The 21,836-nt window shown below is 38.6% G+C and carries 22 protein-coding genes; 18 read left to right on the plus strand and 4 right to left on the minus strand.

What is annotated here, in order from left to right; genetic code table 11:
• Positions 1-343 precede the first annotated feature (343 nt).
• On the plus strand, positions 344-802 hold the full coding sequence (locus tag V6260_RS01520; protein ID WP_341592578.1) for a BCCT family transporter: 459 nt from the start codon (positions 344-346) through the stop codon (positions 800-802).
• Positions 803-874: 72 nt separating this feature from the next.
• A complete protein-coding gene (locus tag V6260_RS01525) occupies positions 875-1,213 on the plus strand; it encodes a hypothetical protein (protein WP_341592274.1) in 339 nt (112 codons plus the stop codon).
• Here the strand turns inward: V6260_RS01525 and fghA are convergent.
• Both fghA and V6260_RS01535 read right to left on the minus strand, forming a co-directional pair.
• A complete protein-coding gene (gene fghA, locus V6260_RS01530; protein ID WP_341592276.1) occupies positions 1,167-2,009 on the minus strand; it encodes an S-formylglutathione hydrolase in 843 nt (280 codons plus the stop codon). The two genes, V6260_RS01525 and fghA, sit on opposite strands and share 47 nt — an antisense overlap.
• A 68-nt stretch (positions 2,010-2,077) precedes the next feature.
• A complete protein-coding gene (locus V6260_RS01535) occupies positions 2,078-3,199 on the minus strand; it encodes an S-(hydroxymethyl)glutathione dehydrogenase/class III alcohol dehydrogenase (protein ID WP_341592278.1) in 1,122 nt (373 codons plus the stop codon).
• Between the two features lie 134 nt (positions 3,200-3,333).
• Between V6260_RS01535 and V6260_RS01540 the strand changes: the two genes are divergently transcribed.
• From V6260_RS01540 to V6260_RS01565, 6 genes are all read left to right on the plus strand, one after another.
• Positions 3,334-4,206: a LysR family transcriptional regulator gene (locus V6260_RS01540; RefSeq protein ID WP_341592280.1), complete on the plus strand. Its 873-nt coding sequence runs from the start codon at positions 3,334-3,336 to the stop codon at positions 4,204-4,206.
• A gap of 147 nt (positions 4,207-4,353) precedes the next feature.
• Entirely contained in the window at positions 4,354-5,571 is a 1,218-nt protein-coding gene (locus V6260_RS01545; RefSeq protein WP_341592282.1) for a lipoprotein-releasing ABC transporter permease subunit, read from the plus strand.
• Positions 5,564-6,262 carry a lipoprotein-releasing ABC transporter ATP-binding protein LolD gene (gene lolD, locus V6260_RS01550; protein ID WP_341592284.1) on the plus strand — a complete coding sequence of 233 codons (699 nt, stop codon included), beginning with the start codon at positions 5,564-5,566 and terminating at the stop codon, positions 6,260-6,262. The genes V6260_RS01545 and lolD overlap by 8 nt, the downstream gene beginning before the upstream one ends.
• Positions 6,252-7,496 carry a lipoprotein-releasing ABC transporter permease subunit gene (locus tag V6260_RS01555; RefSeq protein WP_341592286.1) on the plus strand — a complete coding sequence of 415 codons (1,245 nt, stop codon included), beginning with the start codon at positions 6,252-6,254 and terminating at the stop codon, positions 7,494-7,496. Before lolD ends, V6260_RS01555 begins: the two co-directional genes overlap by 11 nt.
• A gap of 55 nt (positions 7,497-7,551) precedes the next feature.
• Positions 7,552-7,872 carry a hypothetical protein gene (locus tag V6260_RS01560; protein WP_341592288.1) on the plus strand — a complete coding sequence of 107 codons (321 nt, stop codon included), beginning with the start codon at positions 7,552-7,554 and terminating at the stop codon, positions 7,870-7,872.
• A 78-nt stretch (positions 7,873-7,950) separates the two neighbouring features.
• A complete protein-coding gene (locus V6260_RS01565) occupies positions 7,951-8,424 on the plus strand; it encodes a DUF1456 family protein (RefSeq protein ID WP_341592290.1) in 474 nt (157 codons plus the stop codon).
• Positions 8,425-8,691: 267 nt separating this feature from the next.
• On the opposite strand, the gene V6260_RS01570 is transcribed toward V6260_RS01565, so the two are convergent.
• Positions 8,692-9,138: a DUF3010 family protein gene (locus tag V6260_RS01570; protein ID WP_058403926.1), complete on the minus strand. Its 447-nt coding sequence runs from the start codon at positions 9,136-9,138 to the stop codon at positions 8,692-8,694.
• Positions 9,139-9,520: 382 nt separating this feature from the next.
• Here V6260_RS01570 and thrS point away from each other — a divergent pair, with 382 nt between their 5' ends.
• The 10 genes from thrS (at position 9,521) to V6260_RS01620 (ending at position 20,069) form a co-directional block, all read left to right on the plus strand.
• Positions 9,521-11,431: a threonine--tRNA ligase gene (gene thrS, locus V6260_RS01575; RefSeq protein ID WP_341592297.1), complete on the plus strand. Its 1,911-nt coding sequence runs from the start codon at positions 9,521-9,523 to the stop codon at positions 11,429-11,431.
• A gap of 59 nt (positions 11,432-11,490) precedes the next feature.
• Positions 11,491-12,051 (plus strand): translation initiation factor IF-3, encoded by a 561-nt coding sequence (gene infC / locus V6260_RS01580; protein WP_007375325.1) that lies wholly within the window; start codon positions 11,491-11,493, stop codon positions 12,049-12,051.
• 211 nt (positions 12,052-12,262) lie between these two features.
• On the plus strand, positions 12,263-12,463 hold the full coding sequence (gene rpmI / locus V6260_RS01585) for a 50S ribosomal protein L35 (protein ID WP_002960713.1): 201 nt from the start codon (positions 12,263-12,265) through the stop codon (positions 12,461-12,463).
• Between the two features lie 15 nt (positions 12,464-12,478).
• Positions 12,479-12,838 carry a 50S ribosomal protein L20 gene (gene rplT / locus V6260_RS01590; protein ID WP_002960711.1) on the plus strand — a complete coding sequence of 120 codons (360 nt, stop codon included), beginning with the start codon at positions 12,479-12,481 and terminating at the stop codon, positions 12,836-12,838.
• Positions 12,839-13,218: 380 nt separating this feature from the next.
• Entirely contained in the window at positions 13,219-15,036 is a 1,818-nt protein-coding gene (locus V6260_RS01595) for a M14 family metallopeptidase (protein WP_341592311.1), read from the plus strand.
• Position 15,037: 1 nt separating this feature from the next.
• On the plus strand, positions 15,038-15,679 hold the full coding sequence (locus V6260_RS01600) for an MBL fold metallo-hydrolase (protein WP_341592314.1): 642 nt from the start codon (positions 15,038-15,040) through the stop codon (positions 15,677-15,679).
• A gap of 107 nt (positions 15,680-15,786) precedes the next feature.
• Positions 15,787-16,245, plus strand: a complete 459-nt coding sequence (locus V6260_RS01605; RefSeq protein ID WP_002960703.1) for an Lrp/AsnC family transcriptional regulator — start codon at positions 15,787-15,789, stop codon at positions 16,243-16,245.
• Between the two features lie 122 nt (positions 16,246-16,367).
• Positions 16,368-17,924 carry a SulP family inorganic anion transporter gene (locus V6260_RS01610; RefSeq protein WP_341592331.1) on the plus strand — a complete coding sequence of 519 codons (1,557 nt, stop codon included), beginning with the start codon at positions 16,368-16,370 and terminating at the stop codon, positions 17,922-17,924.
• A 250-nt stretch (positions 17,925-18,174) separates the two neighbouring features.
• On the plus strand, positions 18,175-19,248 hold the full coding sequence (locus tag V6260_RS01615) for a sensor histidine kinase (protein ID WP_341592333.1): 1,074 nt from the start codon (positions 18,175-18,177) through the stop codon (positions 19,246-19,248).
• Positions 19,245-20,069: a LytTR family DNA-binding domain-containing protein gene (locus V6260_RS01620; RefSeq protein ID WP_341592335.1), complete on the plus strand. Its 825-nt coding sequence runs from the start codon at positions 19,245-19,247 to the stop codon at positions 20,067-20,069. Before V6260_RS01615 ends, V6260_RS01620 begins: the two co-directional genes overlap by 4 nt.
• 62 nt (positions 20,070-20,131) lie before the next feature.
• Here V6260_RS01620 and pyk read toward each other — a convergent pair whose 3' ends face one another.
• Entirely contained in the window at positions 20,132-21,568 is a 1,437-nt protein-coding gene (pyk, locus tag V6260_RS01625; protein WP_341592336.1) for a pyruvate kinase, read from the minus strand.
• Positions 21,569-21,836: the final 268 nt, after the last annotated feature.

Raw genomic sequence — 21,836 nt, forward strand, 5'->3', positions numbered from 1 at the left:
CAATGGCTTATTGCAGGAAGCTGTGTTTGATAAAAATTATTGATGAAACTTTTACATATTTTTATTACTATTTTACGCAATAGTTAATTTGATCTGAGTTTTAAAGCCCCGTATTCTTTAATCATGCCTAAAAGACACCTATGTGAACCTTTTGCCTTTAAATAAAACATTAATCACAACGACTAAACTTGAAAAAATAGCGTTACTATTTTGTGCTGGGTTATCTGTCTTTGCTTTTTTGTTTCCTGAATTTCTCACAGATCACTTACAACCTACCATTAATAAAATTTTAAGTTATTTAGGGTCGCCATTTTTTATATTGGTAAACTTGTTACTTTTTTTTGTGATAGGTGTTGTATTTGTACCAATCTTTGTGACTATTATATGGTTTAGTGTGTTTTCGGGCTCTGCAATTTCGTGGGATCAAACGCACAATGCAGGCATTTTAGCGGCTATTAAAGCTGATTATACGCAAGGGCTGTTTGTATTTTTCGAGCAATTAGGGTGGCAAGGCGGTTTATTAATTTGGTCAAGTTTATTGCTGTTACTCATTTTTGTAGCTACATCAGCAGACTCTGCTGTTTTGGTTATTTGCCAATTAAGTGATGCAAGTGAAGCTCAAACATGGAGCTTGTATGCTTGGTCGTTTGCACTAGGGTTATGCGCTTTTGTTTTGTTAGTACAAAACAATGAACCATTAAACAGAAGCGTTGCTATTATTGGCGCGCTTCCTTTTTTGGTTATTTTTATTTTACAGTTGGTGGGTTTTATTAAAGAGTTCATACGTGAATTTAATCGCTAAGGCTTACATTTTTTTACAATGCTACTTTTAAAATTGTATATAATTTAGGTAATTATATTGGTGGGGTTAATAATGCGTACTTTATTGATTATTCTATTTTCAAATGTATTAATTGGTTGCGCTGCTGCGGGTATAATTTTAGATGGGGCAGCGCGCTCTCAACCTGGCCCAGTAAATGCGGGGCCAGTTGTAAAAGATAAAGAGGGTTTTAGCTTTACTAAACTCGGTGCTGAAGCCGATATTGCAATATTTGAATTTATTAAAGGTAAGGGCAATAACAATACGGTACAAGTATGCAGGCAAGTGAGTAAAGTATTGAAAGAGTGTGTAGAGGTAGAAAAGTCATCCCTACACACTAATGAGCCTATGCAGTTAAAAACTGATGATGAAATAATAAGTGTTGGTCAATAAAGCTGCTTATAAAAAAGTAGCTATGATCGTAGCCTGCTTGCATTTCGAGTGTAAGCGGGTAGCCTTTTTTATCAGCAATAGCGACTAAGTTTTCTGGCTTAAGTTGCTCTTGTAAAAAGCCATCGGCATCGCCTTGGCTTACTAACATAGGTAAGTAATGAGCTTGCTCTGCATTTTTCATCAGCTCGCAGCTGTCGTATTGTGCCCAAAGTGCTTTATCATTTCCTAAATAACCAGTAAATGCTTTTACACCCCAAGGACATTCAATCGGATTTACAATAGGGCTAAAAGCCGAGGCACTTGAAAACGCAGTCGGGTTTTTAAGTGCAACCATTAATGCACCATGCCCACCCATAGAATGGCCGCTAATTGCTTTTTTACTTGTTATTGGAAAATGTTGTTCAATAAGTGCTGGTAACTCATTAACAACATAATCGTACATATTAAAATGGGTGTTGTAAGGAGCTTGCGTGGCATTTACGTAAAAGCCTGCGCCTTGTGCAAAATCATAACTGTCTTCATTGGGTACGTTTTCGCCACGGGGGCTGGTGTCAGGCGCTACAATTGCAATACCCAGCTCTGCCGCTTTTTTAAATGCACCAGCTTTTTGCATAAAATTTTCGTCTGTACAGGTTAAACCCGATAACCAATAAAGCACCGGTACTTTATTTGCTTCACTTGCACCAGGTGGTAAAAATACGGCAAAGCGCATAGTACAATGTGTACTTTGCGAGCTGTGGGTATATTGCTTATGCCAACCGCCAGACACTTTTACACTTGAGATGTTTTCTAACATACTGAATCCTTAAAAGCCGCAAAAATTAAGTATTACGGCTTTTTAATACATAGGTTACCAATAGCGTATTAGTAATGAATGACTGTACGAATACTTTTGCCTTCGTGCATTAAATCAAACGCGTCGTTTATATTTTCAAGGCTCATTGTATGAGTAATAAAGTCGCTAAGAGCAAATTCACCAGCCATATAACGCTCAACAATTTCAGGAAGTTGTGAACGCCCTTTAACACCACCAAATGCACTACCACGCCATACACGACCAGTTACCAGCTGAAACGGACGGGTTGATATTTCTTGGCCTGCACCTGCTACACCAATAATTACTGACTCACCCCAACCTTTGTGACAACACTCAAGAGCAGATCGCATTACATCAACGTTACCAATACATTCAAACGAGTAGTCAACGCCACCGTCTGTCATTTCAACAATAACTTCTTGAATTGGCTTGTCGAAATCTTTGGGGTTTATTAAATCGGTTGCGCCAAGTTTCGTCGCAAGGTCAAATTTACTGGTGTTAATATCAACACCAATAATACGACTAGCGCCCGCCATTTTTGCGCCAATAATAGCTGATAAACCTATACCGCCAAGGCCAAATATAGCCACCGTATCGCCTGCCTTAACTTTGGCCGTGTTTGTTACAGCCCCCATACCCGTTGTTACACCACATCCTAATAAGCAAATCTCTTCTAGTGATGCTTCTTTATTTACTTTAGCGAGTGAAATTTCTGGCAATACTGTGTACTCAGAAAACGTTGATGTTCCCATGTAGTGATAAATTGGTTGGCCGTCTTTAAAAAAGCGTGTTGTGCCGTCTGGCATAAGGCCTTTACCTTGAGTTTCGCGCACAGCAGAACATAGGTTAGTTTTACCTGAAGTACACATTTTACATACGCCACATTCAGCAGTGTATAGAGGAATAACATGATCCCCAACTTCAACACTGGTTACGCCTTCGCCAACTGCGTGTACAACGCCTGCGCCTTCGTGACCTAAAATAGCAGGAAATATGCCTTCAGGATCTTCACCCGATAATGTAAATGCATCGGTGTGACACACACCAGTAGCGGTAATTTTTACCATTACTTCGCCTTTTTTAGGCATCATCACATCAACTTCTTCAACACTAAGTGGTTGATTAGGGCCCCAAGCAATCGCCGCTTTTGATTTAATAAATTCAGACATGTGTTTTATTTCCTTTAACTGGCTATTAAAAAATAATTGTAGACCCAATTTGCTTGGGTGATGGGCTTATTGTATTTGTTTCTCAAATAATGATAATCTCGATTTTATTAAAACACTTTTACAGCATAGTAATAATGGCGCGTTGGGATGGAATTGATGAGTTTATAGCGGTTGGTGAAGAGGGCAGTTTTACAGCGGCTGCAAAAATGCTTGGGCTTTCGGTTGCGCATATTAGCCGCCATGTAACAGCGCTTGAGCAACGTTTAAATACACAACTATTAACTCGTACAACCCGTAAAGTGGTTTTAACCAAAGAAGGCGAAGTGTACTTACATCAAATAAAGCACTTACAACACGCCATGGACGAGGCAACTCAAGGCCTCGCTCAGCAACAAAGTACACCTAAAGGTAAAATAAAGCTTACAGCACCAGTTATGTACGGAGAGAGCTTTATTATGCCCATAGTGCATAATTTTATGAAGGATCATCCCGAGGTTGAAGTTGTTGCCACACTCAGTAACGAACAAGAAAACTTATTAGAGGGCGGATTCGATTTAGCCATAAGGCTAGGGCATTTAAAAGATTCGAGCTTAAAAGCGCGTAGGTTAAGTGCGCGGCGTTTTATTATGTGCGCGGCACCACAGTATTTAACGCGATTTGGTGAGCCGCATACTTTAGGCGAGCTAAACAGCCATGAATGTTTAATTGGGAATAGTAGTTACTGGCGCGTAAACGAAAATGGGCGCGATAAACACATTAAAATAGCGGGGCGGCTACAGTGTAATAGTGGTTGGGCGCTGGTGGATGGCGCAAAAAAGGGGCTCGGTATTGTACAACTCCCAGACTACTACATTGAAAACGAAATTAACTCAGGGCAATTGGTGCCTATTTTAACATCCTATCAACCAAAGCAAGAAGGGGTATGGGGCGTATATCCACCAAGGCAGTTTGTGGCCACTAATGTACGGGTATTGCTCGATTATTTAGTCAAAGGGCTTGAAGCTTAATCGCGAATTAATGGTTAAACATGTATTGCTGTAAATATAGCCAAGTATCAGATTTTTAAATTATTTTTTACATTTTGCGCCATACCCAAAGTCACTTTTTTCGTGCTACTATTGCTCAATACTTTTACGATAAGTGTTAAAAATAATATGTTTCAACCGGTTAGCTTATTTATAGGGCTTAGATATAGTCGCTCCTCTAAAGGAAATGCGTTTATATCGTTTATTTCGTTTTTTTCTATTGCCGGTATCGCTATTGGTTTAATGGCATTGTTCACGGTAAGCAGTGTAATGAACGGGTTTGAAAATAGCCTAAAAACCAATATGCTTGGACTTATTCCGCATGTTGAAGTTAGCGCAGGTAAAAACACTGCCACCCAAATGGGCACCCTTAAAACTGACCTCGAACAATCTCCTTATGTTGATCATGTAAGCTTATATCGCCACGGCGAAGCTATTTTGCAAACAAATAAAGACTTGCACGGCGTTTTACTACAAGGCCTTTATAACGATAGTGGTTCTTTGTATAAAATTACCGATAAAATAGTGCAAGGCGATTGGAAAACCGTACTTAACAAAAACTACAGCATTGCAATAAGCCGTTATTTGAGCCGTAAATTAGGCGTTAGTGTGGGTGATAAGCTTCGCATTATTATGCCTAATGCTTCAACGTATACACCGCTTGGGCGAGTACCCAGCCAGCGTTTATTTAAAGTTGCCGCAATATACGAAACCGGATCTGAGATAGATATGGCACTTGCGTTTACCAGTGGCGCTTCGCTACAGCGGGTACTAAAGCTGGATAAAAATACCGCCCCAAATCTAAGTGTTTCATTGCACGAACCTTTCGAACTAGATGAATTTATTGAAGCAAGCCAACGTATTTTACAAGATCATAATTACAGTGATTGGCGTAGTACCCAAGGTACTCTATTTGCAGCCGTTGCTATGGAAAAGCGCATTATGTCTATGTTGCTTGCCCTCATTGTATTGGTGGCGGTGTTTAATATTGTCTCGGCATTAACCATGATGGTAAGCGAGAAACAAGGTGAAGTAGCCATACTACAAACGTTAGGTTTAACACCTTCGCAAGTGCAAAAAGTGTTTATGGTGCAAGGCTTATATAACGGCGTAATTGGTACCGCAATAGGCGCATTTTTAGGCGTAATATTTAGTTTATATATAAATGAGCTACTTGCATTAGTGGGCTTAAACTTATTGGCGGGTATAGAGCTTCCGGTAAAATTTGATATTTTGAGTTTAGTAATAATAGCGTTTGCCAGTATTGCTATGAGCTTTTTAGCTACCTTATATCCCGCGCGTAAAGCCGCAAAAGTAAAACCAGCAGAGGTATTACGTTATGAATAATTTAGTAATTAGTTGTGAAAATTTAAGTAAGGTTTATCAAGATGGCAGTAACCAAGTTGAAGTATTAAAAGGCGTTGATTTAGCGCTGCAGCAAGGTGAAATGCTCGCTATTGTAGGGAGTTCTGGCTCTGGTAAAAGTACGCTTTTACACATACTTGGCACATTAGATACCGCAAGCTCAGGTAGCGCTAAAATTAAAAACCAAGAAGTTGCAAAACTTTCGCGAACAGAGCAAGCTGCATTTAGAAACCAAAATTTGGGCTTTATCTATCAATTTCATCACTTATTAATGGAGTTTAGCGCAGTTGAAAACGTGGCTATGCCGTTATTAATTAAAGGCTTAAGTGCCAAAGAAGCCAAAGCTCAAGCGCTCGAGATGCTCGAAAAAGTAGGCCTTGCACATCGCAGCTCGCATAAACCGTCTGCGCTTTCTGGTGGAGAGCGCCAACGCGTGGCTATTGCCCGCGCACTTGTTACAAAACCTGCGCTTGTGCTTGCTGATGAGCCAACCGGTAATTTAGATAAACAAAATGCGATTAAAATTTACGATTTAATAAATGAGCTTAACCAAAGCTTAAACACCAGTTTTGTGGTAGTTACACACGATTTAGAACTTGCCGATAAGCTGGGCAAAATAGCTTATTTAGACGATGGAAAACTAGCTATTAAAGAGTCGCAGCATGTTGCTTAGTGCATTTTTAAGTAAACGTTTTAGAGCTTATTCAGGCCACAAAGATGAAAAAAACGGCTTTGTTAGCTTTATCGCTAAAGCGTCGACTATTGGTATTTTATTAGGAGTCGCGGTTTTAATAGTCGCGCTGTCGGTAATAAATGGCTTTGAGCAGCAACTAGTACACCGGTTACTAAGCGTTGTGCCGCAGGTTGAATATGTAGCACCAAGCAGGCCCATTGCACATTGGTCGCAAAAGGTTGAAGATTTAAAAACACAACCGCATGTAACAGGCGCTGCGCCATTTATTGCAGTGAACGGGATGGCGCAATATAAAAGCCAGCTAAAAGCGATAGAAATTCGAGGTGTTGAGCCATCGCTCGAGAGTAATGTATCGGCGGTAAACCAGTTTACCAGTGGTAAGTTAGTGAGCCAGTTAGGCCATGGCGATGTAATTTTAGGTAAGCAAATAGTAAAACAGTTAGATGCAAAAGTAGGCGACAACATTACGTTGCTTATTCCCCAAATAAGCCAAAAAGGTCAGTCATTATTAGCGCCTAAACGCGTAACACTTAACCTTGCAGGTGTTATAGAAATGGGTGGCCCGATTGATAGTACCGCTGCATTTATACATCTTAACAAAGCGCAGCAAACATTGGGTTACGATAAAACTCAAGTAACAGGGCTGCGGTTAAGTGTTGATGATGTGTTTTCGGCGCACCAAATAGCACTAAAAGTGGGCCAAACTATTGACGACTACGTGTATGTTTCTAGTTGGTTTAGAACCCAAGGCAGCTTATATCAAGATATTCAAATGGTACGTACCATTGTTTATATTGTAGTGTTTTTAATTATAGCGGTAGCTAGTTTTAATATTGTATCGTCTTTGGTGATGGAAGTACGCGAAAAACAAGGCAATATCGCAATTTTGAAAACCATGGGCGCGAAAGACAGTACTATTTTAGCCACCTTTGTAATGCAGGGCTTAATGCAAGCATTTGTAGGCGTGGCACTAGGAACACTAATTGGCGTGGTATTAGCGCTTAATATAAGCGAGCTATTTACCTGGATAAGCCAATTATTTGGAGCAAACCCACTTGAGGACGTTTATTTTATAGAGTTTTTACCAAGTAAATTAGTCCTTGAAGACATTGGTATTACAGTGATTGTTACGTTTGTGCTTGCAATACTTGCCACTATTTATCCTGCATGGCAAGCAACGCGCGTAGATCCTGCCAAAGTGCTTGGTAATTAGTAAAAGGGTTTAACATGCGAGCCAGTTACAGTGCAATGCACTTTGTTTATGTGCAATGGCTAAAAAACGCTCAAAGTCAGCAAATGGCGTCGATGGGTTTTTTGCCTTTTCGCTCACTTTATTATTAAATTTTATTATGCTAGCTGGAGTGTTTTTCCCGCATTTAATGGACACCATAACAAGTGTGTCTCGTGTGATAGTGTGCCTAATTGGCATTGTTTTAATGTTAGGGATTGCTGTGTTGAATGGGCTTTATTTAGGAAGCGGTAGCAATGATAATTTGGTTATTTGGCTCTATTATTTTGGTATTTCCTTTATTAGCACTAAGGCTTGTTTATCCATAGCGTTAACAGTAATAAACAATAGGGCACTATAACGAAACCTGTTAAACTAGGCGCTTATTTAAAATTAAGCAATAACTGCTTGGTTGCTATACCTCACTTTGGGATTTACTTTGACTAATAACGATATTTTACGCCGCATTCGCTACACTTTTAATTTAACTGATACTGCTATGGTCAATGTTTTTACATCAGCAGAACATACGGTCACCAAAGAGCAAGTAATTGCATGGTTGACTAAAGAAGGTGAAGAGGCTTTTACCCCAATAAGTGATACTGAGTTTGCGAGCTTTTTAAATGGGTTTATTAATACCCAACGTGGCAAACGTGATGGTGAGCAACCTGAGCCTGAGAAAAAGCTGAACAATAACATTATCTTCATGAAGCTACGTATTGCGTTAAATATGAAAGCAGAAGATGTTATAGCAACACTTGCGCTTGTTGATTTTGACTTAAGTAAACATGAGTTAAGCGCATTTTCTCGTAAAGTAGACAATAAACATTACCGTGTTTGTAACGATCAAATATTACGCTTGTTTTTAACCGGCGTACAAAAGCAGCACCGCCCAGAAGAGTCTGCTGAGTAACTGGTTTTAGTAATTAGCTTTTAGTTAATGGGCTTGTGTATGCGCAATGCAACATAAAGCCTATTATCAATGGTAAGCTCCAACACTTAATAATTAATACATTTATAACAACACCACGTTACTTATTGGTTTACCTGCGTGTAAAAATCATATAGACCCCGTATATAAGCAGGTTGATATGAGTAGTTTTATAAAAACCAAACGTTTTTTAGATACAAAAAAACGCGTCTTACATCGTAAGTACGCGTTTTTAAACGAGCAATGAGTTTACATTTCGTCGCTGCGGTATGTTTTTTTCATTATGTAAACGTAAGCATTTACAAATGCATTTTCTTGGTACTTTTTAAGACCTGTTTCTTCAAAAGCAATTGGGATAGGGTTACGCTTAACTTGCTCTTTAATCTCTGTCGTTGAGAACACGCGAACATCTAAGTTTTCAATTAACTGAATAGCGGTTTCCATTTTGAAACCTTTAGCACTGCCTGCAAATTTACCTTTAGGCTGGCGCTCACGGATTGCAACAGAATCAATTTGATAATCTTGCATTAGCTTTGCAAAATCAAATTGAAATTTGCGCATTACTTCAGTGTCATTGCCATTACCTAAGGTAAAACGTGTTTGGCGCACATCGCGAATATCAAATACGTCATTATCTTTACTTAAAATACAAAGTAGTACGTCACTACCGGTAATTTCTACACCACATGTTCTCATTGCTGTTCTCTAATATAGCTTAATTGCCACGTATTATACTCAACCTCTATTAAATTGCGAGGGCAAGCCGTTAGCTGTTGCTTAAATAATGCGATATTTAAAATTGTCACATTTTTGATTTAAATAAGGTAATGCAGGGTTAAAAATAACCAAATAAGATAAAATATCACTGAAATTAGGCGCTTTAAACTTGTAATTGTTACTCTATCACGCGACAATATCTTTTTTGTAGTTGAGCAGACTCAGCATCTACATTAGCCAAATGAGGCGAAAAATAGTCAATGCTTATTCGTAAGAGCGTTGTCGAGTCATTCTCATTTAATTTTATTAGAAAATACACGTGATACATTGTAGGTGTCACCACTGTATGTAAGGATTTATAATGCCAGTTATTACTCTCCCTGACGGCAGTCAGCGTAGTTTCGAAAACCCTGTAAGTACTCTTGATGTAGCAAACGATATTGGTCCAGGTCTTGCTAAGGCAACCATCGCAGGTCGTGTTAATGGCGATCGTGTTGATGCATGTGACCTAATTAGCGAAGACTCTCGCCTTGAAATCATTACCGTTAAAGACGACGACGGCCTAGAAATTATTCGCCACTCATGTGCTCATTTAATTGGTCATGCAGTTAAGCAACTTTTCCCTGAAGCTAAAATGGCTATCGGCCCAACTATTGATAACGGTTTTTACTACGATATCGATATGGAACATTCTTTGTCACAAGATGACTTAGACGCCATTGAAAAGCGTATGCTTCAACTTGCAAAAACAAACTACGACGTAGTGAAAAAAACAGTAAGCTGGCAAGAAGCTCGCGATACATTTGAAGCGCGTGGCGAAATATATAAAATTGAAATTTTGGACGAAAACATTGCAAAAGATGACCGCCCAGGGTTATATCATCACGAAGAATATGTAGACATGTGTCGTGGACCTCACGTACCAAATATGAAATTTTGTCAAAACTTCAAAATAATGAAAGTGGCAGGTGCATACTGGCGTGGTGATTCTGAAAACAAAATGCTACAACGTATTTACGGCACTGCGTGGGGCGATAAAAAGCAACTTAAAGCGTACTTAAAACGCTTGGAAGAAGCAGAGAAACGCGATCACCGCCGTATTGGTAAAGCACTTGATTTGTGGCATTGGCAAGAAGAAGCACCTGGTATGGTGTTTTGGCACAATGATGGTTGGAGCATTTACCGCGAGCTTGAAGAGTTTGTACGTGAAAAATTACGTGAATATAGCTACGAAGAAGTAAAAGGTCCAATGATGATGGACCGCTCGCTTTGGGAAAAATCAGGTCACTGGGAAAAATATTCAGATGCAATGTTTACCACTGAGTCTGAAAAGCGCGAATACGCGATTAAACCAATGAACTGCCCAGGGCACGTACAAATATTTAATCAAGGTTTGAAATCGTACCGTGATTTACCACTTCGTATGGCTGAGTTTGGCTGTTGTCACCGAAATGAGCCATCAGGTGCATTACATGGCTTAATGCGTGTACGTGGTTTTACACAAGATGACGCTCATGTCTTTTGTACTGAAGAACAAGTAATGGACGAAGTGTCAGCGTGTATTAAGATGGTTTACGATACATATGAAACGTTCGGTTTTGAAAAGATTGTAGTTAAGCTTTCAACTCGCCCAGAACAACGTATTGGTGATGATGAAATTTGGGATAAAGCTGAACTTGCTTTAGCTGATGCGCTTAAACTAAATAATATCGAATTTGATTACCTTCCGGGCGAAGGCGCGTTTTATGGTCCGAAGATTGAATTTACTTTGTACGATTGTTTAGACAGAGCGTGGCAGTGTGGTACAGTGCAATTAGATTTTGCATTACCAGGTCGTTTGGGTGCTACTTATGTAGCAGAAAATAACGAACGTCGTACACCGGTTATGATACATCGTGCTATATTGGGTTCAATTGAACGCTTTATTGGCATTTTAACTGAAGAGTACGCTGGTTTATTCCCTACGTGGCTTGCACCAAAGCAAGTGGTAATTATGAATATTACCGATAAACAGGCTCCTTATGTTAAAGAAGTTGTACAAAAATTAAATAAACTTGGAATTAGAGCCGCTGCTGACTTGAGAAATGAGAAGATTGGCTTTAAAATCCGTGAGCATACACTGAAGCGTATTCCATATTTACTTGTTGTTGGCGATAAAGAAGTTGAACAGCAAGAAGTAGCAGTGCGTACTCGCACAGGTGAAGACCTTGGCAAATTTAATGTTGATGATTTTGTAGCTAAAATTAGCGAAGAAATTAAAAATCGACAGTAAAAATCGAGCGTGTAAGGCATTAAAAAACAGCCATTTACACGCTTATATTATTGATATTCTTGGAGGAACGTACTATTAGAGGCGGCAAGAAAGGGCAACAAACAGCTCAAAAAAATCGTATTAACGAAGAAATTACAGCGCAAGAAGTTCGTTTAATTGACATTGAAGGCGAACAAGCTGGAATTCAGTCATTACAAGACGCGCAAACTATGGCCGATGCAGCGGGTGTTGATCTTGTTGAGATCAGTCCAAACGCTGAGCCGCCTGTTTGTAGAATCATGGACTACGGTAAGTTCATCTTTGAAAAAAGCAAAGAACTAAAAGAGCAGAAGAAGAAGCAAAAGCAAATCCAGATAAAAGAAATCAAATTCCGTCCAGGTACGGATGAAGGTGATTATCAGGTTAAGCTTCGCAACTTACGTAAGTTCTTAGAAGCTGGCGATAAAGCTAAGATTACGATCCGCTTCCGTGGCCGTGAAATGGCTCACCAAGAAATTGGTATAGAATTATTAAACCGTATCAAAACTGATTTAGAAGAGCTTGCAGTAGTTGAGTCTTTCCCAAATCGTGTTGAAGGCCGCCAAATGGTTATGATGATGGCGCCTGTTGCTAAAAAATAATTTTTAAGCGATAATACGCACCGAAATTAGCTCAGGTCTGCAAGCAATATGCAAATATTCACCTGAGTTAACCGGTTTTAAAGTAAGATTGTGGCATTTATGCTGGGTCTTCACCGGAACATGGCAGTAAGTTAGGCCTAAAAGTGGAGCTATAGAAATATATCTCACGCCTGCTTACTAATTTACAAGCAATACAATTGGAGTTATTGCAATGGCTTATAAGCTAAAAAGTCACAGTGGCGCTGCTAAGCGTTTCAAAAAGACTGCTTCTGGCGGTTTCAAGCGTAAACAAGCGCATCTTCGTCATATTCTGACTAAGAAAACTTCTAAGCGTAAGTTACACCTACGTCCTAAGATGATGGTTCATAAAAATGATCATGGTCTAGTTTCACGTATGTTACCGTTCGCTTAATAGGGGTTTTTAGAAATGGCAAGAGTTAAACGCGGCGTTGTCGCACGTGCACGTCACAAAAAAGTTTTAAAACAAGCAAAAGGTTACTACGGAGCACGTTCACGTGTTTACCGCGTAGCTTTCCAGGCTGTTACTAAAGCGGGTCAATACGCTTACCGTGACCGTCGTGCGAAGAAGCGTACTTTCCGTCAATTATGGATTGCACGTATCAATGCTGCTTCACGTCAAAATGGTCTGTCTTACAGCCGTTTTATCAATGGTCTTAAAAAGACATCTGTAGAAATCGATCGTAAGATCCTTGCAGATATCGCTGTTTACGACCAAGTTGCATTCGCAGCGCTTGTAGAAAAAGCTAAAGAAGGCCTAGCCGCTTAAGCTTTTTATATAAGTATTAAAAAGGAGCCTATGGCTCCTTTTTTTGTGCCTGTAATTTAGTAACTAAAACCAATGATCAATAATACCAATTCGCTATTTAGTTGTTCTCGGCAATTGCTCCTGCATTGCTCTACCTTCTGCCTCCATGCAGTCGTAAATGAGAGTATTTTAACGCAGGTAGTGACACGTTTAGCCCCGAAATGATTAAGTATTATTGCGGATTGGTATAATACCTAATAAGTTTAGAAAGCTTAAAATCACAGGTGTGAATGAGTGAAATGTATTTGGCTGCATTTTTTTGTTGAATCACCGCAGTTTCCTCATTATAAAAAATTTAGTTGATATAATTTATGTAATTACGGTGTCTGTTAGAGAATTTTATGTTTGCAAGTTTACTAGTTTTATCTGCAAGTGTGGCGTATGACGCACACTTACCCCCACTCATTGATTGGCATGGGAAAAGCGTAGCGCTTTTACAAAAACAAGGGCCGTTAACGACTGACTTTGAGCTATCAGCAGGTGAAACGTCTCCCGATTATGCAAATACAATGGCATTTGTAGATAGGTTAGTTGCTGCAAACCCTACTCAATTTCAATCTCAAACTATTGGCTATAGTAATAGTAAACGTGCAATAAAAATGCTCATTGCCAGTGAGCAAGGCTTTTTTGAAGCTGGGAAAATGGCTAATAGCACTAAGCCAACTATCCTTATTCAATCTGGTATCCATGCTGGTGAAATAGACGGTAAGGATGCCACGTTTATGCTACTAAGAGATATAGCGACGGGTAAACGCCGTGACATTTTAAAAAAGGTAAACATATTATTTATTCCTATTTTAAATGTAGATGGACACGAACGTAGCAGTGCATTCAATCGTATTAATCAAAGGGGCCCTACAAAAATGGGCTTTAGAACAAATGCTAATAACCTTAATTTAAATCGTGATTTTACTAAATTAGATACCCCAGAAGTTAGAAGTGTTCTAAAGGTTATTAACGAATACAACCCAAATTTATACATTGATGTACACGTAACCGACGGCGCAGATTACCAATACGATGTGACTTATGGCTATAATCCGGTATTTTCAAGCGAATCGCCTGCGGTATCAGATACATTAAACCAGTTTTTTAAACCTCTCATTGACGATACGCTAGCGAAGCAAGGACACACCCCAGGGCCACTTGTTTTTGTTATGGACAAGCGCGACTTTAAAAAAGGATTAGCGGGATGGGTTGCTACGCCACGTTTTTCAAATGGTTGGGGGGATTTAAAGTCATTGCCGACTATTTTAGTCGAAAATCATTCATTGAAGCCTTACAAGCAACGTGTATTGGGAACTTATGTATTTTTAGATGGTGCTATTACTGCGCTATCAAAGCACAGTCATGAATTAGCTAATGCAGTAAAAAAAGAACAAGAATTTGTTCCTAAACAGTTAATAGTAAAGCGTGGCTATGCCAAGCAAGCTGATACGATTGCGCAGTTTAAAGGTATTGAATATTCATCAAGCATGAATTCACTTTCGGGTCAAAATGAAGTTGAATATTTGGGTAAAGCACATACATATACTGACTTACCGATTTATTGGCAAAAAGATGTACAACATACAGTTGAAGTACCTAAAGCTTTTTTTATTCCGCCTGTATATAGCAATATTATTAAGAAACTAAAGTTACATGGTGTCTCTATTAATAAACTTGAAGGGGCAAACACACAGCCTTTGAAAGTTGCAAAGGTGGCAGACTACACGTTTGATAAAGCACCATTTGAAGGGCGTTTTAGAGTATCAGCAACTTTTGATTACGTCCCTGCTATAAATGTAGATTTAGATGGTTGGTATCAAGTAAATACCCAACAAAAAGCAGGCGAATTAGCAGTTCATTTATTGCACCCAGAGGCCCCTGATTCATTTTTTGCGTGGGGTGAGTTTAATACTATTTTTCAGCGTACTGAATATATGGAAAACTATGCGCTAATTCCGTATGCACGGCAAATGCTAAAAGATAACCCAAAGCTTGCGCTTAAATTTGATGAAAAAATTAAAGATAAATCATTCGCGAGTGACGCAGAAGCTCGATTAAACTGGTTATATGAGCAAAGTCCATTTTATGATCAAGCGTACTTAAAGTATCCAATACTTATGTCATTCGAAGAAGAAGTTGTTATTCCAGATCAAAAAAGTAAAGAAATTTAATATGGAAATCATAACTATACCTGTCACTGCCTTTGCACAAAACAGCCGTATTATTTGGTGTAGCGAAACTAAACATGCTGTGGTTATCGACCCAGGTGGCGACACTGATAGAATAATAACGGTCCTTAATGAGCATAAACTAGCATTAAGTGCTATTTGGTTAACGCACGGGCATTTAGATCATGTGGGTGGGGCTGATATTTTACGAAATCAATTTAACGTACAAATTATTGGTCCACAAAAAGATGAGTACTTTTGGTTTGAAAACTTACCTATGCAAGCACAGATGTTTGGATTTAAACCTATTGAACCGTTTTATCCGGATATTTGGCTAAACCATAACGACACAGTGAGTGTAGGAAAACTTAGTTTTTTAGTTAAACATTGCCCAGGGCATACACCCGGTCATATTGTGTTTTACCAACCAGACTATGAGTGCGTTATTGTCGGTGACGTTATTTTTAAAGGCTCAGTAGGGCGTACTGACTTTCCTAAGGGGAACAGTGAACAACTTATTGAGTCGATTAAGACGCATATTTTAACCTTACCTGATAATACTAAAATATTGGCAGGGCATGGGTGTGACACTACGGTGGGGTTTGAAAAGAAAACAAATCCATTTGTTAGTGGTAAGTTTCGTTAAGTTGCTTGTTTGAAGTGTGGTAATCTGCATAAAAATTAAAAATAAGCAGACTGAGTTTTAAAATGGTTGTATAATTTAACCAGTTTATTTGATAAATAAGAAATAAAATGTCTCTAAATCACGTAGATCGCCAAATATTGGCACTTTTACAGCAAGATGCTAGTTTATCAACCGCAGAAATTGCAGATAAAGTAGGCTTGTCTCAATCTCCATGCTGGCGTCGAATTGCCAAGCTAGAACAAGATGGTTATATAAAAAGCAAAGTGGCTCTTTTAGATGAGAAAAAACTTGGCTTTGATATGCTTGTATATGCACATGTGCGTTTATCAAATCACGGTAAAAAGAATCTTGCTGAATTTGAAAAGCTGATCATGAGCTATGACGAGGTAACAGAGTGCTACACTATGGCTGGTACCATGGATTTTATGTTACGCATAATTTCACAAGGCATAGAAGGGTATGAGCATTTTGTGCGCGATAATTTACTAAGCTTAGAATATGTTCAAGAAGTACATTCTAATGTAACAATGACATGTGTAAAACGCAGTACTTCCCTTCCTTTGTAAAAGCACTTCTTTTAAAAGCTAAACCATTTTAGCTTAACCACATAATGACAATTGTTAACTGAGCGCTAATTTGGTAGAATTTAGCGCTTTTTTGATACCCATTACACCATTTGAGGACCTCAATGTTTAACTTACTAAGTAGGGCGCCTAGCTCTGCTAAAAACGATATCCTATCTGGATTAACTGTGGCGCTTGCCTTAGTTCCAGAAGCTGTTGCCTTTGCCTTTGTTGCAAATGTAGAACCTTTGGTTGGTCTATATGCCGCGTTTATCGTTGGTTTAATTACGGCTATTTTTGGTGGTCGCCCTGGTATGATTTCAGGTGCAACCGGTGCACTAGCTGTTGTCATGGTAAGTTTAGTGCTTGATCACGGTGTTGAATATCTATTTGCAACTGTGTTGCTGATGGGAATACTGCAAATTCTAGCGGGTGTATTTAAGCTCGGTAAATTTATTCGTATGGTTCCTCATCCGGTAATGCTCGGTTTTGTAAATGGTTTAGCTATTGTTATATTTTTAGCGCAGCTGGGACAATTTAAAGTGCCTGATGGTGCCGGTGGACAGCAATGGATGACAGGCAATCCGCTTTATATCATGCTTGGCTTAGTTGCACTGACTATGGCTATAATTCATTTTTTACCAAAATTAACTACTGCTGTGCCTTCTTCATTGGTGGCTATTGTAACTGTAACAGGTTTAGTAATTGGTTTTGATTTAGAAGCACATACAGTACTCGATTTCTTAAAAGGTATGACTGGAAATGAAACGGCAACCATTGCCGGTGGCTTACCTGAATTTCATATTCCTATGGTACCGTTTACTTTCGAAACGCTAAAAATTATTTTTCCTTATGCACTTATTTTAGCTGCTATTGGTTTAATTGAATCATTATTAACACTTAGCTTAATTGATGAGATTACAGAAACACGTGGTCATAGTAATAAAGAATGTATTGGTCAAGGTGCTGCAAATATCACCTGCGGTATGTTTGGTGCAATGGGTGGTTGTGCAATGATTGGTCAATCAATGATCAATATAAATTCAGGTGGTCGCTCTCGTTTATCAGGTATAAGCGCTGCATTAATGCTACTTGGTTTTATTATTTTTGCTTCTAGCTTGATTGAAATGATCCCACTTGCAGCTCTTGTCGGTGTTATGTTTATGGTGGTATTAGGTACATTTGAATGGGCAAGCTTTAAAATGATGAAACGAGTACCATTATCTGATGCGTTCGTAATAGTACTTGTATCAGGTGTGACAGTTATTACTGATTTAGCGATTGCAGTATGCGTAGGTGTTATTGTATCAGCATTAGTATTTGCTTGGCAGCATGCGAAACAGATATATACAACTAGCTACATTGATAAGGAAGGCGCTAAAGTATATGAAATACATGGTCCGCTTTTCTTTGGTTCAGTTAAAAACTTTTCTGAATTATTTGATGTGAAAAATGATCCTAAAAATATAATTGTTGAATTTAAACACAGTCGTGTTTCTGATCATAGTGCAATAGAAGCAATAGACAGCCTTGCAGATAAATACACTAAAGCAGGTAAACAGCTTCATTTACGTCATTTAAGTAAAGACTGTACACAGTTACTGTATAAGGCACGTGATTTAGTTGAGGTGAATGTGATTGAAGATCCAACATACAAAGTAGCATCAGATAAACTAGCTTAATTTAGAAAAAGCTATTTATATTTAAAAAGCGAAAGGTGGATAACCTTTCGCTTTTTAGTGCGTGAGTAATTGTTTGCGGTAAGACTCTTAAAAAGTAAGGCAGGCTGTAGTGCTATACAAACTTATAAATCTATATAATAAGACTACCTAATTTTATTAAGCTTTAGGCCTATATAGGCAAAACAATAAAGAATAACAAAAGTTTATTTTATGGAATTAGCTTTTTAACTATACGGAGTAAACATTTATTTTGAACTGGCAATCTTTAGTCGATAACAGGCAGCGTTTTTTTTGGCTTCTGCAAATTGCTGGCTGGATAGGGTATGCGTTAGTTAATTATATTGGTTCTAAAGTGTTTGAAATGCGTGATATATACGTATTTGTTATTTTATTAAATGCTTACGCTGGCTGTTTAATGACAGTGCCGCTTAGGTACATTTATCGAAAAATTTGGAACGCCTCACCTTGGGTATTAATGATTGTAGTATTTGGTGCCTCTTATATAACGGGCACTCTTTGGGCTGTAGTTCAAAAATTCAACCTATGGGAAATATACCGCCATGGTTATAGGCCAGAGGAGTGGTTTTATTACCTGCAGCAAGGTTTAGATTCGGTTTATATTATTTTATGTTGGAGTGGTTTGTACTTTGGCGTTAAATATTATCAGCTATTGCAAAGTGAGCGACAAAAAGCGCTAAAGGCCACAACTATGGCACACGAAGCGCAACTAAAAATGCTTAGGTATCAGCTTAATCCTCATTTTTTATTCAATACACTTAACGCTATTTCTACTTTAATTTTGGTTAAAGAAAACAAAGATGCTAACTTAATGGTAGCAAGGTTAAGTGACTTTTTACGTTACACATTAAATACCGATCCAATTAAAAAAGTACCGCTTGAGCAAGAGCTACATGCTCTCATGCTTTATTTAGAAATAGAGCGCGTCCGCTTTGATGAGCGATTGAGAGTAAATGTAGATATAAGCGAGCAAGCTAAAGAGGCTTTAGTGCCAAGCTTAATTTTGCAACCAATAATAGAAAATGCAATTAAGTACGCTATTGCTCACCTGTCAGAAGGCGGAGTAATTGATATAAAAGCACAAGTATTTGCAAATGAGTTATTACTAGAAGTAGGCGATAACGGTCCTGGCACTGAAATACTTGATGGTCAATTAGTGAATGCTCAAGGTGTAGGTGTTGCTAACACCAAAGATAGATTAAAAACGTTGTATGAAAATAATTATTCGTTTGTATTATCACATAATACGCCAAGTGGATTAAAAGTTAATCTACGAGTACCGTTTGAGAAGGCTGTGAAAAAATGACAAAAATAAAAACACTTATTGTTGATGACGAACCCTTAGCAAGAAAAGGTTTAGCAGTAAGACTCGAAGAGTTTGCTGATATTGAAGTGATAAAATTGTGCAGCTCAGGAGCAGATGCAATTGAAATCTGTCAAAGTGAAAAAATAGATTTAGTATTTTTAGATATTCAAATGCCAGGCATGAATGGATTTGAAGTAGCAAGAGCGCTAAGCGAAAGTACAAAAGCATTACCTGCGATAGTATTTGTAACTGCCTTTGATCAGTTTGCTGTTAAAGCGTTCGAAATTCATGCGCTAGATTACATTTTAAAACCCGTTGATGATAACAGACTAAAACAGGCGGTAGAAAAAGTGCATACCTATTTAAAAACGCAGCAAGACAACGCCCATAAGAAAAAACTAGCGAGTTTTGTAGCCGGAATTACTGGTAATAATTGCGAAGAAATACTTAAGAAACTAGCCACGGGTGACACATTAACAGATAGACGTTACCCAGAATCTCTTGCTGTAAAAGAGCAGGGAGAAATTATTCGAGTACCTGTAGCTACTATCCAATGGGTTGATGCAGCAGGTGACTACATGTGCTTACATTGCCAAGATGGGCAAACACATATATTACGTAAAACAATGAAAGAGCTAGAGCAAGAACTCGACCCTCAGTTATTTGTGCGTGTACACCGCAGCGCAATAGTAAATACAAAGCAGATAAGTAAACTAGTTACGCAAGTGAGCGGTGAGTATTTATTAGTACTTGAAAATGGGCAAGAGCTTAAAGTGAGTCGAAGTTACCGCGATAAAGTAAAAGCAGCGCTAGCCAGTTAAGTTTGATATTACAGACATAAAAAATGCGAGCTTAGCTCGCACTTTTTATATTCGGCGTTTAACTACACAACTGTTACAATTTTCATTGTGTTAGTAGCGCCCACAGTTTCCATTGAATCACCGTGAGTAATAATAACTGTATCACCAGATTTTAACGAGCCTTGAGCTACAAGTGTATCAAGTGCTGCTTTTACCATGCCGTCTTTTTCAGTTTTTGTAGAATCAAAAAACACAGGGTAAACACCACGATAAAGTGCTGTTTGACCAAGTGTACTCGCATGGCGTGAAAGCGAGTAAATTGGTAAACCTGAGCTTATACGCGACATTAATTTAGCTGTGCTACCTGATTCAGTAAGTGTAACAATAGCTTTAACAGAGTCTAAGTGGTTGGCAGCATACATAGCTGAAAGGGCTATAGATTCTGCATTGTTAGAAAATCGACTGTCTAAACGATGCTTAGATACGTGCGTTTCTTTTTGAGATTCAGCTCCTAAACAAACACGTGCCATAGTAGCGACAGTTTCTTCAGGGTAATCACCAGCAGCTGTTTCAGCTGAAAGCATTACAGCATCTGTTCCATCAAGTACCGCATTTGCAACATCCATAACTTCTGCACGCGTAGGCATAGGGTTATCGATCATTGATTCCATCATTTGTGTTGCAGTTACTACAGTGCGGTTTAATGAGCGAGCACGACGAATAATTAGTTTTTGCTTGCCCATAAGAGCAGCATCGCCAATTTCAACACCTAAATCACCACGAGCAACCATTACAGCGTCAGACGCTAAAACTATATCGTCAACGGCTTCTTGCGTTTCAACAGCTTCGGCACGTTCAATTTTAGCAAGTAACTGTGCTTTTGAACCAGCAGCTTCAGCTAGTGAACGCACATAGCGCATATCATCACCACTTCGTGGGAATGATACGGCAATGTAATCTACGTCAATTTCAGCCGCAGTTATTAAATCTTCTTTATCTTTTTCAGTAAACGCAGGAGCAGTTAAGCCACCACCTAATCGGTTAATACCTTTATTGTTAGATAATACGCCGCCAACAGTTACTGTACAATGCACTAAATGCCCAGCTACTTCATCAACACTTAATTGTATAAGGCCATCGTTTAGAAGAAGTAAGTCGTTAGGACTAACATCGTTAGGTAATTCTTTATAATCAATACCTACAGAGTTAACGTCACCTTCGCCTTTTTCCATTTTTGCATCAAGAGTGAACTTTGCACCCACAGCAAGCGTTACTTTACCTTCTTTAAAAGTAGAAACGCGGATTTTAGGGCCTTGAAGGTCGGCAAGGATAGCAATATGCTTGCCTAATTTTTTTGCAATATCGCGTACAGCTTGCGCACGGTCTTTATGATCTTGGGCAACGCCATGTGAGAAGTTTAAACGTACTACATTAGCCCCAGCGATAATAATTTTTTCTAAGTTGTTATCTCTATCGGTAGCAGGTCCAAGGGTAGCGACTATTTTCGTGCGTCTTAGCATCAATTTCTCCTGTTTGCTTGGTGAAAGCATGTTGACGTTATTTTGTTGGCTCAAAATATCTATATTAGATTAAAATATTTTAATTATGCGCAAACTTCAAAGGTTTGCCACTATTTTATACAAAACTATTGTGTCATCATTATGACACCGGTGTCAGAATGCGTCAATGATCTTAATTTCAATTAGCGTTGCTTTTAGTCACCCCGAGAGCATTGATGTTTGATATAATTACGTAGCTTATTTATCTGTAATAAAAAAGCATGTTGTA

The organism is Pseudoalteromonas aliena, assembly GCF_038155085.1.
GTDB classification, from domain to species: domain Bacteria; phylum Pseudomonadota; class Gammaproteobacteria; order Enterobacterales; family Alteromonadaceae; genus Pseudoalteromonas; species Pseudoalteromonas aliena_A.

Coding starts and splice junctions, on each gene's coding strand:
- V6260_RS01540 (WP_341592280.1), top strand. CDS start 3,334: ATGGCGCGTTGGGATGGAATTGATGAGTTTATAGCGGTTGGTGAAGAG.
- rplT (WP_002960711.1), top strand. CDS start 12,479: ATGGCAAGAGTTAAACGCGGCGTTGTCGCACGTGCACGTCACAAAAAA.
- V6260_RS01560 (WP_341592288.1), top strand. CDS start 7,552: ATGGCTAAAAAACGCTCAAAGTCAGCAAATGGCGTCGATGGGTTTTTT.
- lolD (WP_341592284.1), top strand. CDS start 5,564: ATGAATAATTTAGTAATTAGTTGTGAAAATTTAAGTAAGGTTTATCAA.
- fghA (WP_341592276.1), bottom strand. CDS start 2,009: ATGTTAGAAAACATCTCAAGTGTAAAAGTGTCTGGCGGTTGGCATAAG.
- V6260_RS01595 (WP_341592311.1), top strand. CDS start 13,219: ATGTTTGCAAGTTTACTAGTTTTATCTGCAAGTGTGGCGTATGACGCA.
- V6260_RS01605 (WP_002960703.1), top strand. CDS start 15,787: ATGTCTCTAAATCACGTAGATCGCCAAATATTGGCACTTTTACAGCAA.
- V6260_RS01525 (WP_341592274.1), top strand. CDS start 875: ATGCGTACTTTATTGATTATTCTATTTTCAAATGTATTAATTGGTTGC.
- V6260_RS01620 (WP_341592335.1), top strand. CDS start 19,245: ATGACAAAAATAAAAACACTTATTGTTGATGACGAACCCTTAGCAAGA.
- thrS (WP_341592297.1), top strand. CDS start 9,521: ATGCCAGTTATTACTCTCCCTGACGGCAGTCAGCGTAGTTTCGAAAAC.
- V6260_RS01555 (WP_341592286.1), top strand. CDS start 6,252: ATGTTGCTTAGTGCATTTTTAAGTAAACGTTTTAGAGCTTATTCAGGC.
- V6260_RS01610 (WP_341592331.1), top strand. CDS start 16,368: ATGTTTAACTTACTAAGTAGGGCGCCTAGCTCTGCTAAAAACGATATC.
- V6260_RS01545 (WP_341592282.1), top strand. CDS start 4,354: ATGTTTCAACCGGTTAGCTTATTTATAGGGCTTAGATATAGTCGCTCC.
- V6260_RS01570 (WP_058403926.1), bottom strand. CDS start 9,138: ATGAGAACATGTGGTGTAGAAATTACCGGTAGTGACGTACTACTTTGT.
- rpmI (WP_002960713.1), top strand. CDS start 12,263: ATGGCTTATAAGCTAAAAAGTCACAGTGGCGCTGCTAAGCGTTTCAAA.
- V6260_RS01600 (WP_341592314.1), top strand. CDS start 15,038: ATGGAAATCATAACTATACCTGTCACTGCCTTTGCACAAAACAGCCGT.
- pyk (WP_341592336.1), bottom strand. CDS start 21,568: ATGCTAAGACGCACGAAAATAGTCGCTACCCTTGGACCTGCTACCGAT.
- V6260_RS01535 (WP_341592278.1), bottom strand. CDS start 3,199: ATGTCTGAATTTATTAAATCAAAAGCGGCGATTGCTTGGGGCCCTAAT.